We start from the raw sequence: 13584 nt of genomic DNA, 5'->3' as shown, positions 1-13584 counted from the left end.
GAGCACTGTCTCGTGACCGACCGGACCATTCCCGCCGACGGTATCGGCATGCACCTCTACACGATGCGCGACGTCCTCAAGGAGGACTACCCCGGCACCCTGCAGAAGCTCGCGGAGATCGGCTACAAGACCGTCGGAGTCAGCGGCCGGTTCGGCCACTCGGCCGCGGACATCCGGCGCTTCGCCGACGACGCCGGGCTGAAGATCGTGCTCGAGCACGTCGGCTACCCGCGGCTGACCGAGGACTGGGAAGGCGCGCTGGACGACGTCCGGACGCTGGGTGGCGAGTGGGTCGTCGTACCGTCGCTGCCCGACAACCTGCGGACGCTGGACGGGTTCCGCGAGGCGGCCGCCGCGTTCAGCAAGGCCGGTGAGACCGCCAAGCAGGCCGGGCTGAAGCTGCTGTTCCACAACCACGGCCACGACTTCGAGGTCGTCGACGGGCAGGTGAAGTTCGACATCCTGCTGAACGAGGTCGAGCCGGACCTGCTCGGCTTCGAGCTGGACCTGTACTGGGTGGTCAACGGCGGCCAGGACCCGGCGGCCTACTTCCAGCAGCACCCCGGCCGGTTCCCCGCGCTGCACGTCAAGGACATGGCCGCGGACGGTGCGTGGGAGGACGTCGGCGCCGGCACGCTGGACTTCCCGGCGATGTTCGCGCACGCCGAGAGCGGCGGTGTCGAGCAGTGGCTGGTCGAGCACGACGCCCCGACCGATCCGTGGGTCTCGGCGCGGACGAGCTACGCGACCCTGGCGCAAATGCGGTACTGAGCGCGAGTACGGCGTACAGTCGTCACTGGCAGCACCTGATCGATCACCGTCCGGAGTCAGCACGATCGGGTACCGCCGGGCCGGAGCGGTTGCTCTCCGGGCGCGATCTGTCACTCTGTGAGGGGGCCCTCACCACGGCGGGGTTCCCGTGAGGCCGCCGACGCCGTGACGCCGGAGCAGCGCAGTGCAGAACGAGCCGACCGTACGGCTGACGGCAGTCCGCCGTCTGTACGAGGTGAGCGCCCGGATGGGCGCCGGGCGGAGCCTGGCCGAAACCCTGCAGGCCGTCGTCGAGGGAGTCGTCGACGGCCTCGGGTTCGGCATCGCCGTGCTCAACCTGCGGCAGCCGGACGGCAAGTTCGAGGTGATCGCGGTGTCGGGCTCGCCGGAGGCCCGCGAGGCGCTGCTCGGCACGATCAGCGCGGCGGACATCTTCGACGCCGAGTTCGAGATCGCGGACGTCTGGGGCGGGCTGCGGTTCGTGCCGCACGAGCGGCTACCCGAGGGTGAGGTCGTCGGCTGGGTGCCCGACGTACCGATCTCCAGCGAGCCGGACGCGTGGCACCCGCTGGACGCGTTGTTCGCGCCGCTGCACTCGTCGGACGGCGAGCTGGTCGGGATGCTGTCGGTCGACCTGCCGGAGGACCAGCGGCGGCCGGGTCCGGTGCACCGCGAGCTGCTGGAGATCTTCGCGACCCAGGCCGGGCTGGCGATCGACAAGGCCAGGCTGACCGACCAGTTGCTGGCCGAGAAGGCCCGGCTGGAGGCGAGCGAGACGACGTTCCGGCTGGTGTTCGAGGGCGCCGGGAACGGGATGGCCACGATCGCGCTCGACGGGCCGGACCGCGGCCGGGTGGCGCGGGTCAACGACGCGTTCTGCCGGATCACCGGCTACACGCCGGCCCAGCTGGTCGGGTCGCCGCTGATGGACTACCTGCAGGACGAGAACGCCGGGCAGACCGATCGCGAGGTCGCGGCGCTGGTGTCCGGCGGCGGTCCGTACCGGTTCGAGCGGACCTTCCGGCGGGCCGACGGGAACGACATCTGGCTCGGCGGGACGGCAGCGATCGTTGACCAGGGCAACAAAGAGCAGCCGCGGATCGTACTGATCCAGATCGACGACGTGACGGCCCGCAAGGAGAGCGAGCGCGAGCTGCAGCACCACGCAGCCCACGACGCGCTGACCGGCCTGCCGAACCGGCGGCTCCTGCAGCACCGATTCACGACGGCGCTGCAGCGTTCACGGCAGAGCGGGCGGCGCGGGGTGCTGCTGTTCTGCGACCTGAACCACTTCAAGCAGGTCAACGACAAGTACGGCCACGAGGCCGGCGACCAGGCGCTGCGCGAGATCGCCGGGCGGCTGCTGTCCGCCGTACGGCACGGAGACACGGTCGCGCGGCTCGGCGGCGACGAGTTCGCCGTCCTGGCCGAGGACATCGACGGCGCCGACCTGGTCACGCTGATGCGCCGCATCGAGGACTCCATCAACCGCCCGCTGGCGGGCATCGACGTCCCCGTCACGACCAGCATCGGTACGGCGGTCGTCAGCCCCTACACCGCCGACCTCGACGAACTGCTCCGAACGGCCGACCAGGCCATGTACCACGCCAAGCGCAAGTACCGCTCCCGCCCGACCTGACGGATCGGTGGGCGCCCGAGGTCACTTCCCCCGACGCGGGCGGCGCGGGTTGCCAGTGGCCGGGGGTGGCTTCGGGTGGCGCTCTTCGTCCCAGGTCCGCAACTGCAGGATGCAGAACTGGTTGTACCGCTCGACCGAGCCCAGCTGGCCGATGCCGTAGAACGCGGAGATCGGCGTCCACCTGCTGCTCCCCGCGGCCGTCGCCCAGCGCACCGCCGGAAATCCGGTCACCCGGACGACCTGCTCCGCCGGGATCCACCGGCTCCGCAGGATCCCTCGGACCTCGAGCCCCTCCGGGCCGTACCGGACACCCATCCGGTGCGTTCGGACGATCAGGAACAGTGCCACGGCGACGATCACGAGGGAGATCCCCAGCGTCAGCGGCCCGGCCCCCTGGGCGCTGATCAGAGATCCCACCAGGATTCCGGCCAACGCGAGCCAGAGCACGGTCTGCGCGATCCGGGTGATCAACAGCGGTTTCAGGTCCACTACTGCATCTTCCCTGATGGACCTAGGACCCCAGAGCCGTGAGTGCCTGGTCGGTGAGGCGGAAGGTCGTCCACTCGGTCTGCGGCCTGGCGCCCAGTGCGACGTAGAAGTCGATCGCCGGAGTGTTCCAGTCCAGGACGGACCATTCGAGCCGCTCGTAACCGTGCTCCACGGATTCCTGGGCCAGGGCGGTGAGCAGGGCCTTGCCGAGGCCGGAGCCGCGCTGCTCGGGGCGGACGAAGAGGTCTTCCAGGTAGATGCCGTGGACCCCACGCCAGGTGGAGAAGTTGAGGAACCACAGCGCGCAGCCGACGATCTCGTCGCCGGCCTCGGCCACGTGGCAGAAGACCGCGGGAGTCGGTCCGAACAGAGCGGTCTCGAGCTGGGTCGCGGTCAGCCGGCAGGCCGTGGGCTCGCGCTCGTACTCGGCCAGGGCGTAGACCAGCTCCACGATCGCCGGTACGTCGTCCGGTCGCGCCCGGCGGATCCGCTCATCGATCTGCATGGGCACAGTGTGCCTGGCGCGTCAGACCTCGCGCTCGGGCGGCGCCTTGGTGACGGCGGCCTGCTGCGACGGTACGACGTCCTGCGCGCGCTGGTCGGTCCGGAGCTCCGGGTACGTCGAGTTCTGCAGCGCGATCGACTTGGCCAGCTCGGGGTCGAGCTCCGGCGTGGCCGCCGGCTCACGATCGACGACGAGCTGGTCGAAGACCGGGACCAGAGAGTCGAACTGCACCACTTGCGTCTCGATCGAGTCCGTCCGCGATTTCATCGACGCCAGGTCCCACGCGAACTTGTCGGCCCGGTCGTAGTCGAGCCGGTACGGCGTCGCCTCGGTCACGTGCTGCAGGAACAGTTTCGTGCTGGCGCCGTTGCCCTCGCGGAACGGGTGCGCCAGGTTCAGTTCGGCGTACGCCGTGGCCAGCTTGGACACGAACTCCTCGCGGGGCAGGTTCGGCCAGTCGATGGCGCGGATCCCCGTGCCGGTGCGCTCGACCCACATGGCCGTCGCCTCGGGCTCGACGAACGGCTGACCGCCCTTCTGCATGCCCACGTCCCGCGGCTGTCCTGCCCAGTCGTACACGTCCTGGAACAGGTGCTGGTGGATCGCCTGCAGGTGGGCCGCGTCGAAGGTGCGCGGGATGTCGACCTCACCCCGGTCGATCTCGCCCTGCCGCATCGCGCGGATCCGGTACTCGGCGTCGCGCAGCTGGAAGTAGTCGGTCAAGCCGAGCTTGTTGCGCAGGACCTTGCCGTCCGGCTCCCAGAACAGCCGGTTCCAGCGCTCGGTCTCCGAGACGGGAGCTTCGGCAGCGGGCTGTTCGGAGCCGGGCTCGGTCACGCCCTGCCCTCGGTCGCCCCGCTCCGGCCGGTGACCTTGGCGATCGTGCGCCGGATGTACTCGGCGGCGTCGATCCGGCCGAGCTCGCGGTCGACCAGGTCGGAGACGTCCTCGCGGTCGGGCTCCCAGCCGTCCAGCCGCCCGCTGGCCAGGACGTCGCTGACGCGCTGCTTCTGCGCGTCGTCCAGCGGCTCGAACAGCTCCGGCCATTGACGGGCGTAGCGGCACGGCTCGTACGTCATCTCAGCACTCCTGCGTGGTCGGTGGGCGGATCCCAGCGTATCGAGCAGTTCCGTTCACTTCAGCGTCGCATCGAGGTTCGCGGACAGTCATCTGACAACTGAAGGCTGTTCCGGACCCCCACTCCCCGCTCAGGAGGATCCGCATGTCTGTCTCCCGTCGTCGATTTCTCGGGTACGGCGGTGCCGGCACCGCCGCGGTGCTGCTCGGCACCGGTGCCTGGGACGCCTCGACCACGTACGCCGTTCCGACCAAGGCCGGCAACCCGTTCACGCTCGGCGTCGCCTCGGGCGACCCGAAGTACGACAGCGTCGTGCTCTGGACCCGGCTGGCCACCGATCCCTTCGCCGTCGACGGCAAGGGCGGGATGCCGAACCGCCCGGTGCGCGTCGAGTACGAGGTCGCCCTGGACGAGCGCTTCCGGTTCGTCGTACGGCGGTCGAGCGTGCTCGCCACGCCGGAGCTCGGCCACTCGGTGCACCCCGAGATCCACGGGCTGCTGCCGGACCGCGAGTACTACTACCGCTTCCGCACCGGCCACGAGGTCTCGGCGACCGGCCGGACCCGGACGACGCCGCACCCGCTGACGACGCCGCGCAACCTGCGGTTCGCCTTCGCCTCGTGCAACGCCTGGCAGGACGGGTACTTCACGGCGTACGAGCACATGGCGAACGAGGACCTCGACCTGGTCGTGCACCTCGGCGACTACCTGTACGAGTCCGGCGTGAAGACCAACAAGCGCGGCGTCGAGACCGACCCGCGGTTCCACACCGAGACGTTCGACCTGGCCCGGTACCGGCTGCAGTACTCGCTCTACAAGTCCGAGGCGCCGCTGCAGGCCGCGCACGCGGCGCACCCGTGGATCCACACGTTCGACGACCACGAGGTGGAGAACAACTGGGCCGGCGACCTCTCCCAGGCCGACACCGAGCCTGATCAGGACCCGGTGATCTTCAAGCAGCGTCGCGCGCAGGCCTTCCAGGCGATGTACGAGAACCTGCCGCTGCGGCACGAGCAGATGCCGTCCGGCCCGGACATCCGCTACCACCGGCGGCTGCCGTACGGCCGGCTGGCGGACTTCACCATCCTGGACACCCGGCAGTACCGCTCGGACCAGCCGTGCGGCGACGGCGACTCGTCGACCTGCGACGACCGGTTCGACCCGGACAACACGATGCTCGGCGGCAAGCAGCGCAAGTGGCTGCTGGACGGCTTCCGCCAGTCGCGCGCCCGCTGGCAGGTGCTGGGCAACCAGACCCCGATGGGCCAGACCGACTGGACGCCCGGTCCGGAGACGCACGTCTGGCTCGACCCGTGGGACGGTTACGTTGCCGAGCGCAACAAGGTGCTGGCGGCGGCGCAGGACAGCGGCGTCCGCAACCTGGTCGTCATCACCGGTGACCGGCACCAGAACTACGCCCTGGAGCTGAAGCGCGACTTCGCCGACCCGAACTCACGCACGGTCGGCACGGAGTTCGTCGGTACGTCGATCACCAGCGGCGGCGACGGCGCGGACACCACCGACCAGGGTCAGCAGTTCCTGGCGGCGAACCCGCACCTGAAGTTCTTCAACTCCCAGCGCGGGTACGTCCGGGTCACCGTCGACGAGCGCCAGTGGCGCTCCGACTTCCGCGTCGTCCCGTTCGTCAGCAAGCCGGACGCCCCCGTCACCACCCGCGCGACGTACGTCGTCGAGGACAAGCGCGCGAACGTCCACCTCGCCTGATCGGGCTCAGGGTCTGCTGTAGACGCCGAACGCGTCGAAGGCGACCCAGGAGCCGGTGTCCTTGGAGACCTCGACGATGTTCTGACCGGTTTTGAAGAGGGATCGCGGTAGCGGGCGCTCGACGTACGACGGCTTGAGCGGTGAGCCGGGGTACGTCGAGTCCGCGATCGTCGAACCCTTGGTGGCGCCGTTGGCGAAGGTGATCCGCTCGACCTGGGTGCCGTTGACCCGGAGTACGGCGGAGCCGGCCAGGCTGGCGTGGCTGTCGATCAGCCAGAGGGCGAGGTCGAGATCCTTGGTGGGCAAGGCGGTCAGGTTGAAGCGGAAGCGGACCCGGTGGTTCTTCGAACCGGCCCACTTGTCCGACGGGCCGGGCAGCAGGTAGCACCAGTGCTTGCTGGGGAGCGACGTGCCGTAGGTGTAGTCGACGTCGTTCGGGAAGGTCGCCGGGTAGTCGGCGCTGCGGTTCGGTGACAGGGCGAGCTCGGAGCCCTTGCCGTCGTACTGGCCGACTCGGGCGATCGGGCGGCCGGAGACCGTCACGGAGGTCTTGTTGGCGACCGCAACAGTTGCCGAGGGCACCGAGGAGGCTCCGGCCGCGTCGACGGTGACGACGCGGTAGTTCCGGGTGACGCCGCTGAATCCGAGGCCTCGATGAACGAACCGCGGGTAGACGGTCTTCCCCGCCAAGGCCCAAGCACCACCCGGTACGGCGGCGTACACGGCGTAGTGGTCGACGACCGTGGACCACGGCACCGCCGTCCAGTCGAGCGTGACCGTGCTGATCTGACCGGCGCCACGCAGCCCGGTCGGTGCGGGAACTGCCATCACAGGGCCTCCAGTCGGGGACTGCCGGCGGGCGTGCGGAACCGCGCGACCGTGCGCGCCGTGGCGTTCGCGTCGGCCTCGACGTACGGCACCGAGACGAACTCCGACGTCATCTCGGTCGGCGTCAGCGTCGCGTGCACGTAGCCGCGACGCGCGTTGTAGAGCTTCACGTACGGATGCCCGAGCCAGTCCTGCGCGTAGTCGTCGGTCTCCGCGCCGTCGCCGTCCGAGCCGATCGACGAGCAGACCAGTTCGACGCCGACCGTGCGCGACGACGGGTTGGCGAAGTCGGCCTTGAGCTCCGACGCGACCGCGCGGTGGATGTCGCCGGTCAGTACGACGGGGTTGCTGGTCTGCCCGAACGCGGAGATCAGCCTGCGACGGTTGGCCGGGTAGCCGTCCCACTGCTCGACCCGGTCGTTGGTGACGGCGGTGACGACGACGCCGTTGGCGACCAGGTTCCAGGTCGCCCGGGAGTTCGTCAGGCCGTCGTACAGCCACTGCTCCTGGGCCGGGCCCATGATCGTGCGGGCCTCGGACAGCCGGTCCGCCTCGCTGACCGGGATCGGATCGCGGTACTGGCGGGTGTCGAGCAGGTTCAGCCGGGCCAGCGTGCCGACGTCGAAGCGGCGGTAGACCTGACTGTCCGGTCCCTGCGGCAGGCTGCCGAGCGAGAGCGGGAGGTTCTCGTAGAAGGCCCGGTAGGCAACCGCGCGGCGATACACGAACAGCTCGGGCGGGATGCCGTAGTACGACGTGTCGGCGCCGTAGTTGTTCTGCACCTCATGGTCGTCCCAGGTGTGCAGCCACGGCGCCGAGGCGTGCGCGGCCTGGAGATCGGGATCGGTCTTGAACAGCGCGTAGCGCAGCCGGTACTGCTCCAGGGTCTCGATCTCGACCGTGTGCTCCGGCGCGACGGTCACGTTCTTCCGCCAGAGGTTGCCACCGGCAACGATTCCGTACTCGTAGATGTAGTCGCCCAGGAAGAACACGGCGTCCACCTCGCGCCGCGCGAGATCCTTGTACGCCGAGAAGTACCCGTGGTACCAGGCCTGACAAGACGCCAGCGCGAAGGAGAACTGCGCGGCCGCGCCGACCGGCAGCGTCTTGCTCCGGCCGACCGGGCTGATCTCCTGGCCGGCGCGGAACCGGTAGAAGTACTCGCGCCCCGGCTGCAGCCCGCGCACCTCGGGATGGACCGCGTGCGCGAGCGCGGCCGACGCGATCGCCGTACCGGTGCGCACGACCTTGGTGAACTGCCGGTCCTCGGCGACCTCGTACTGGACCGGTACGTCGTCCGGCGGCATCCCGCCGTGCCCGTCGACGGCCAGCGGCTCCGGCGCGAGCTTGGTCCACAGGACGAACCCCTCGGCGGTCGGATCGCCGGACGCGACCCCGAGCGCGAACGCTCCGGACGGGACGGCTCGACGGGGTGTCGTGTCGGCGCTGGCCGGCGCCGCGACGCCGAGCGCGACCGCGGCGGCGCTCAGGCCGCTGAGCTGGAGGAAGGAACGCCGGCGCAGACCGGCGGGATCAGGTGAGTCCATGGGCGGAGGCTCCGATCTCGATTTCGCCACATTCTTACGTAAAAACCGTTCGGAATGTAACCCCTTGACATGGATTCAGTACCGCTGGTCATCAGTGCGAGCGGAATCTCCTGTTGGATTTCGATCCGCCGGTGAGGGAACTTGGGACCCATGGCTACCAACACGAAACGCCGGATCGGGGACGTCGAGGTCAGTGCGATCGGGCTCGGCGGCATGCCGATGTCGATCGAGGGACGCCCGGACGACGAGAGCCGGTCGATCGCGACGATCCACGCCGCGCTCGACGCCGGGATCACGCTGATCGACACCGCCGACGCGTACCACCTGACCGCGACCGACGTCGGGCACAATGAGTCGCTGATCGCGAAGGCGCTGTCGTCGTACGGCGGTGACACGTCGGACGTCGTGGTCGCGACCAAGGGCGGGCACCTGCGGCCGGGCGACGGGTCCTGGACGCTGAACGGCTCCCCGGAGTACCTGAAGCAGGCGGCCGAGGCGTCGCTGAAGCGGCTCGGGGTTGAGGCGATCGGGCTGTACCAGTTCCACCGGCCGGACCCGAAGACGCCGTACGCCGACTCGGTCGGCGCGATCCGCGACCTGCTGGACGCCGGCAAGATCCGCCAGGCCGGCATCTCCAACGCGAACCCCGAGCAGATCAAGCAGGCGAACGAGATCCTTGGCGGCCGTCTCGTCTCGGTGCAGAACCAGTTCTCCCCGGCGTACCGGTCGAGCGAGCCGGAGCTGGAGCTGTGCGACGAGCTCGGCATCGCGTTCCTGCCGTGGTCGCCGCTCGGCGGCATCTCGAAGGCGTCGGACCTGGGCGAGAAGCACCCGGCGTTCCACCGGATCGCCGGTGAGCTCGGGGTCAGCCCGCAGCAGCTGACGCTGGCCTGGATGCTGGCCAAGTCGCCGCACGTGATCCCGATCCCGGGGTCGAGCCGGCCGGAGACGATCCGTGACTCCTACGCCGCGGTCGACCTGGAGCTGACGGCCGAGCAGGTGGCCGCGCTCGACGCGGAATAGCGCCGTACGGGCCTGACGTTAGGGCTGTCGAATCATTCAGCCCCGATGGGAGGTCCCATGGAAGACCTGCGTGCGTTGAGCTACGGCCTCGGCCGGCAGTACTTCGAGGAGAAGGACTACCGCGGGGCGATCAAGGCACTGAAGCCGGTCGTCGAGGAGACGCCGGACGACGTGGGCACGCGGCTGCTGCTGGCGCGGGCCTACTACCACTCGGCGCTGCTCAAGCCGGCCGAGCAGCACCTGCACGAGGTGATCACCCGCGAGCCGACCGAGTACTACGCGCACCTGATGATGGCGCGCACGCTCGAGCGGCAGTCGCGGGCGGACGAAGCGGTCAAGCACCGCCGGATCGTGGCGGCGCTGACCGGCGACGACAGTCATCTCGCGAACCACACTATGTAAGGGATCGCTGAGCGTCGTACAGATCCCGTACGGCGGGCCGCGCGCCCAGCAGGAACGTGCCGTTCTCCAGGTCGCCCTGGAAGTCGCGCGGCAACCCGCTCGGATCCGACGTGAGCCCCTGCAGCCCGACCGTGAGGCTGCGGGGTGCCACGTCGGCTAACTGGATCGCGTACGGCGAACCGCTGGTGATCCGCACGTTCCAGTGCGCGATCCGCGCCCCGAACAGCGGGCCCGACGCCGCCGATCCGCCGACGCGGCCGTTGTTCACCAGCGTGATGTCGGTCCGCGCGTTCTCGAACGGCATCGCCCGGTGCGTGTCGAACGTGCCCTCGGCCATCCGGCCACGCCGCCAGACGTTGCCCGCCGACAGCCCTTCGAGGTTGAGCCCGTGGTGCAGCGCGCCCGTCGGCAGCGGCACGGTGAACGCCTCGATCTCGAACCCGTCGACCAGGTTGTCGTGCGCCTGCATCCGGCACGCGAAGCTGTGGTGCGCGGACCGGCCGCCGACCACGACATCGGTCAGCGTGACCGCCTTCGTGGTGGTGAACCCGAAGCCCAGGTCGCAGTTCTCGACCCGGACGTCGTCGGCCCAGCAGTCGTGAACCGCCTGGAAACACAGGCCGTTCGCGCCGGGGTGCCGGTTGTGGATGGTCATCGGCTTCAGCTCGTTGCGGATCGTCAGCGACTGGACGCCGACGTCGTGCACGGTCGGGCCGAGCTCGCGTAGGCGTGACGGCCAGCTCGGCCTGAGGTCGTACCTGAGCGGTTGCGCCAGCCGGACCAAGCGCTCGCCGAGGATCGCCTCGATCCGGACGGGCCACTGGAGGGTCGCGTACTGGATGTACTGCCCCGCGGAGCCCGTGGTGAGCTGTGGAGCCTTGACCGGCCAGTCGTAGTCCGTCGTACCGGGGATGTCGCCGGCCAGATGCTTGAGTACGCCGGCGTCGGCGGGATTGTCGGTCTCCAGTACGACGAGGTCGCCAGCCTTGAGGTTCGCAGTACTCGAGACCAGCAGCGTGCGCTGGCCGCGGGACGCGGACCCGACCTCGGCGAGGGTGTCGCCGAGCAGCCAGCCCTCGGAGGCGGCGAAGTCCTCGGCCTCCGACTTCGCCTTGCGCTCAGGCGCGATCACCCAGATCTGCCCGCCGGTCCACGACCAGCGGCTCTGCAGACTCGGCTGGAGGTTGGGCCGATAGCTCTCCTCGAGCGGGCGAGTGAAGTGCAGGATCGTGCGGTCCCGGCCGGAGCCTTTGAGGACGACGTTCGACCAGTGGATCCAGATGGGCGAGTCGAGGCGGTAGACGCCCGGCGGTACGACGACAGTGCCGCCGCCGTGCGTACCGGCGTACTGGACGGCGGCGTTGAAGGCGGGTGCTGCATCGGCCGTGCTGCCGGGACGCGCGCCGAAGTCGGTGACGCGGGCGATCGTGCGTGGAGCCCGAGGGCGCTCGCCGCCGCGGTAGCCGGCGTGCGAGATGTCGGGGATCAGCGGGTGCGTGCCGGGCGCTTCGGACCATTCGGCGAGCAGCTCGGTCGACGTGTCACGCGAACTGGCTTGGGCCGGACCAGTGGATAGGAGACCTGCAGCGGGGATGGCTGCGGCGCTGCCCAGGAGCAGGCGGCGGGAGAGCATCATGGACGAACTCCTCGGGGCGGAAGGGTTTCGCAGGGTGGGACCAAGTTTCACTGGGCGGACCGGAATAGACAAGAGCCAGAAATAGTTCAATAATTAACTACCTAATCGAGGAGGGCTCATGCAGTTCGGCGTCTTCAGCGTCAGTGACGTGACGCAGGATCCGACCACCGGCACGACCGTCTCGGAGGCCGAGCGGATCAAGGCGATGGTCGCGATCGCGCTGAAGGCCGAGGAGGTCGGCCTGGACGTGTTCGCCACCGGCGAGCACCACAACCCGCCGTTCGTGGCGTCGTCGCCGACGACCATGCTCGGGTACATCGCGGCGCAGACCTCGAAGCTGATCCTGTCCACCTCGACGACGTTGATCACCACCAACGACCCGGTGAAGATCGCCGAGGACTACGCGATGCTGCAGCACCTGGCCGACGGCCGGGTCGACCTGATGATGGGCCGTGGCAACACCGGCCCGGTCTACCCGTGGTTCGGGCAGGACATCCGCAACGGCATCCAGCTCGCCGTCGAGAACTACGCCCTGCTGCGCCGCTTGTGGCGCGAGGACGTGGTCGACTGGGAGGGCAACTTCCGGACCCCGCTGCAGGGCTTCACCGCGACGCCGCGGCCGCTCGACGGCGTACCGCCGTTCGTCTGGCACGGCTCGATCCGTTCGCCGGAGATCGCGGAGCAGGCGGCGTACTACGGCGACGGCTTCTTCCACAACAACATCTTCTGGCCGGCCTCGCACACCGCGCAGATGATCGACCTGTACCGCCGCCGCTTCGAGCACTACGGGCACGGCGCCGCAGACCAGGCGATCGTCGGGCTCGGCGGCCAGGTCTTCATGCGGAAGAACTCGCAGGACGCCGTCCGGGAGTTCCGTCCGTACTTCGACAACGCCCCGGTCTACGGGCACGGGCCGTCGCTGGAGGACTTCACCCGCGAGACGCCGCTGACCGTCGGCAGCCCGCAGGAAGTGATCGAGCGGACGCTCGGCTTCCGCGAGCAGTTCGGCGACTACCAGCGCCAGCTGTTCCTGATGGACCACGCCGGGCTGCCGCTGAAGACCGTGCTCGAGCAGCTCGACATCCTCGGCGAGGAGGTCGTGCCGGTACTGCGCAAGGAGTTCGCGGCCCTGAAGCCGGCGCACGTGCCGGACGCGCCGACGCACGCGTCGCTGAAGACCGCGGCCGAGCGGGCGCACTCGCTGGAGTCGCTGTCGGCGCCGGAGTCCGTGACCGAGGGAGCCGAGCGATGAAGGAACTGCCTCGCCCCGAGGGCGAACGCACGATCGCCGTGGTGACGGCCGGACTGACGAGCCCCTCGTCGACCCGGCTGCTCGCCGACCAGCTCGCCGCCGCCGTCGGGGACACCCTCGACGGCCGCGGGGTGCCACGGCGCGTGGTGGTCTTCGAGCTGCGCGACCTCGCGCACGACCTGACCAACAACCTGCTGACCGGCTTCCCGTCCGCGTCGTTGCGGGAGGTGCTGGAGACGGTGGTGAACGCCGACGCGTTGATCGCGGTGACGCCGACCTTCAGTGCGTCGTACAGCGGGCTGTTCAAGTTGTTCTTCGACGTGCTCGACGACAAGGCGCTGGTCGGCAAGCCGGTGCTGATCGGCGCGACCGGTGGGACCGAGCGGCACTCGCTCGTGCTGGAGTTCGCGCTGCGGCCGCTGTTCGCGTACCTGCAGGCGGTCGTCGTACCGACTGGCGTGTACGCGGCGTCGTCGGACTGGGGTCCGCACGCGGTGGCGCTGCGCGCCCGCGTCGAGCGCGCGGCGACCGAGCTGGTCGACCTGCTCACCAACCAGCCCGCGCGGCGGGCCGTCGACCCCTTCGAGAGCCCGACACCGTTCGAGGATCTGCTGAACAGCTGAAATGTCGAGGGCCGTCGGTCGGCCTCGATGTAGCGTCAGGAGGGCCGAACGGCGGCGCTCAGACGT

14 protein-coding genes are annotated in these 13584 nt (G+C 69.5%); 7 read left to right on the top strand and 7 right to left on the bottom strand.

Annotation, left to right across the window (positions count from 1 at the left end; translation table 11 throughout):
* The first annotated feature begins 12 nt into the window (after window positions 1-12).
* On the top strand, window positions 13-771 hold the full coding sequence (locus ACYVIO_RS07835; RefSeq protein ID WP_460649980.1) for a sugar phosphate isomerase/epimerase family protein: 759 nt from the start codon (window positions 13-15) through the stop codon (window positions 769-771).
* A gap of 184 nt (window positions 772-955) precedes the next feature.
* Entirely contained in the window at window positions 956-2410 is a 1455-nt protein-coding gene (locus ACYVIO_RS07830) for a diguanylate cyclase domain-containing protein (RefSeq protein WP_460649979.1), read from the top strand.
* A gap of 21 nt (window positions 2411-2431) precedes the next feature.
* Here ACYVIO_RS07830 and ACYVIO_RS07825 read toward each other — a convergent pair whose 3' ends face one another.
* Genes ACYVIO_RS07825 through ACYVIO_RS07810 form a run of 4 tightly spaced genes read right to left on the bottom strand, consistent with a single transcriptional unit; the run spans window position 2432 to window position 4483 of the window.
* Entirely contained in the window at window positions 2432-2899 is a 468-nt protein-coding gene (locus ACYVIO_RS07825; RefSeq protein WP_460649978.1) for a hypothetical protein, read from the bottom strand.
* Between the two features lie 22 nt (window positions 2900-2921).
* Complete coding sequence (locus ACYVIO_RS07820; protein WP_460649977.1) at window positions 2922-3404, bottom strand: GNAT family N-acetyltransferase; 483 nt, start codon at window positions 3402-3404, stop codon at window positions 2922-2924.
* Window positions 3405-3425: 21 nt separating this feature from the next.
* Window positions 3426-4241 (bottom strand): Fic/DOC family protein, encoded by an 816-nt coding sequence (locus ACYVIO_RS07815; protein ID WP_460649976.1) that lies wholly within the window; start codon window positions 4239-4241, stop codon window positions 3426-3428.
* Window positions 4238-4483 (bottom strand): antitoxin VbhA family protein, encoded by a 246-nt coding sequence (locus tag ACYVIO_RS07810; RefSeq protein WP_460649975.1) that lies wholly within the window; start codon window positions 4481-4483, stop codon window positions 4238-4240. The genes ACYVIO_RS07815 and ACYVIO_RS07810 overlap by 4 nt, the downstream gene beginning before the upstream one ends.
* Window positions 4484-4626: 143 nt before the next feature.
* On the opposite strand from ACYVIO_RS07810, the gene ACYVIO_RS07805 reads away from it, so the two are divergent.
* Window positions 4627-6207 carry an alkaline phosphatase D family protein gene (locus ACYVIO_RS07805; protein WP_460649974.1) on the top strand — a complete coding sequence of 527 codons (1581 nt, stop codon included), beginning with the start codon at window positions 4627-4629 and terminating at the stop codon, window positions 6205-6207.
* Window positions 6208-6213: 6 nt separating this feature from the next.
* Here ACYVIO_RS07805 and ACYVIO_RS07800 read toward each other — a convergent pair whose 3' ends face one another.
* Both ACYVIO_RS07800 and ACYVIO_RS07795 read right to left on the bottom strand, forming a co-directional pair.
* Window positions 6214-7035, bottom strand: a complete 822-nt coding sequence (locus tag ACYVIO_RS07800) for a polysaccharide lyase family protein (RefSeq protein WP_460649973.1) — start codon at window positions 7033-7035, stop codon at window positions 6214-6216.
* Complete coding sequence (locus tag ACYVIO_RS07795; protein ID WP_460649972.1) at window positions 7035-8582, bottom strand: alkaline phosphatase D family protein; 1548 nt, start codon at window positions 8580-8582, stop codon at window positions 7035-7037. The genes ACYVIO_RS07800 and ACYVIO_RS07795 overlap by 1 nt, the downstream gene beginning before the upstream one ends.
* A 150-nt stretch (window positions 8583-8732) precedes the next feature.
* On the opposite strand from ACYVIO_RS07795, the gene ACYVIO_RS07790 reads away from it, so the two are divergent.
* Together ACYVIO_RS07790 and ACYVIO_RS07785 are read left to right on the top strand one after the other, a co-directional pair.
* Window positions 8733-9605 carry an aldo/keto reductase gene (locus ACYVIO_RS07790; RefSeq protein ID WP_460649971.1) on the top strand — a complete coding sequence of 291 codons (873 nt, stop codon included), beginning with the start codon at window positions 8733-8735 and terminating at the stop codon, window positions 9603-9605.
* A gap of 57 nt (window positions 9606-9662) precedes the next feature.
* Window positions 9663-10007, top strand: coding sequence for a tetratricopeptide repeat protein (locus ACYVIO_RS07785; protein ID WP_460649970.1), 345 nt, complete (start codon window positions 9663-9665; stop codon window positions 10005-10007).
* Here ACYVIO_RS07785 and ACYVIO_RS07780 read toward each other — a convergent pair.
* Window positions 10000-11643 carry a glycosyl hydrolase family 28-related protein gene (locus ACYVIO_RS07780; RefSeq protein ID WP_460649969.1) on the bottom strand — a complete coding sequence of 548 codons (1644 nt, stop codon included), beginning with the start codon at window positions 11641-11643 and terminating at the stop codon, window positions 10000-10002. The genes ACYVIO_RS07785 and ACYVIO_RS07780 overlap by 8 nt on opposite strands.
* A 118-nt stretch (window positions 11644-11761) precedes the next feature.
* On the opposite strand from ACYVIO_RS07780, the gene ACYVIO_RS07775 reads away from it, so the two are divergent.
* Window positions 11762-12895, top strand: a complete 1134-nt coding sequence (locus ACYVIO_RS07775) for an LLM class flavin-dependent oxidoreductase (RefSeq protein ID WP_460649968.1) — start codon at window positions 11762-11764, stop codon at window positions 12893-12895.
* On the top strand, window positions 12892-13518 hold the full coding sequence (locus tag ACYVIO_RS07770) for an FMN reductase (protein ID WP_460649967.1): 627 nt from the start codon (window positions 12892-12894) through the stop codon (window positions 13516-13518). Before ACYVIO_RS07775 ends, ACYVIO_RS07770 begins: the two co-directional genes overlap by 4 nt.
* The last annotated feature ends 66 nt before the right edge of the window (window positions 13519-13584 follow it).

It is taken from the genome of Kribbella endophytica, assembly GCF_054781295.1.
Note: the sequence above shows the minus strand (reverse complement) of the source record. Positions and strands in the feature narration are given on the sequence as shown.

Excerpts from the sequence above, each read along its gene's own strand:
- ACYVIO_RS07810 (WP_460649975.1), bottom strand. The coding sequence starts at position 4,483 with ATGACGTACGAGCCGTGCCGCTACGCCCGTCAATGGCCGGAGCTGTTC.
- ACYVIO_RS07780 (WP_460649969.1), bottom strand. The coding sequence starts at position 11,643 with ATGATGCTCTCCCGCCGCCTGCTCCTGGGCAGCGCCGCAGCCATCCCC.
- ACYVIO_RS07800 (WP_460649973.1), bottom strand. The coding sequence starts at position 7,035 with ATGGCAGTTCCCGCACCGACCGGGCTGCGTGGCGCCGGTCAGATCAGC.
- ACYVIO_RS07785 (WP_460649970.1), top strand. The coding sequence starts at position 9,663 with ATGGAAGACCTGCGTGCGTTGAGCTACGGCCTCGGCCGGCAGTACTTC.
- ACYVIO_RS07790 (WP_460649971.1), top strand. The coding sequence starts at position 8,733 with ATGGCTACCAACACGAAACGCCGGATCGGGGACGTCGAGGTCAGTGCG.
- ACYVIO_RS07775 (WP_460649968.1), top strand. The coding sequence starts at position 11,762 with ATGCAGTTCGGCGTCTTCAGCGTCAGTGACGTGACGCAGGATCCGACC.
- ACYVIO_RS07795 (WP_460649972.1), bottom strand. The coding sequence starts at position 8,582 with ATGGACTCACCTGATCCCGCCGGTCTGCGCCGGCGTTCCTTCCTCCAG.
- ACYVIO_RS07770 (WP_460649967.1), top strand. The coding sequence starts at position 12,892 with ATGAAGGAACTGCCTCGCCCCGAGGGCGAACGCACGATCGCCGTGGTG.
- ACYVIO_RS07820 (WP_460649977.1), bottom strand. The coding sequence starts at position 3,404 with ATGCAGATCGATGAGCGGATCCGCCGGGCGCGACCGGACGACGTACCG.
- ACYVIO_RS07805 (WP_460649974.1), top strand. The coding sequence starts at position 4,627 with ATGTCTGTCTCCCGTCGTCGATTTCTCGGGTACGGCGGTGCCGGCACC.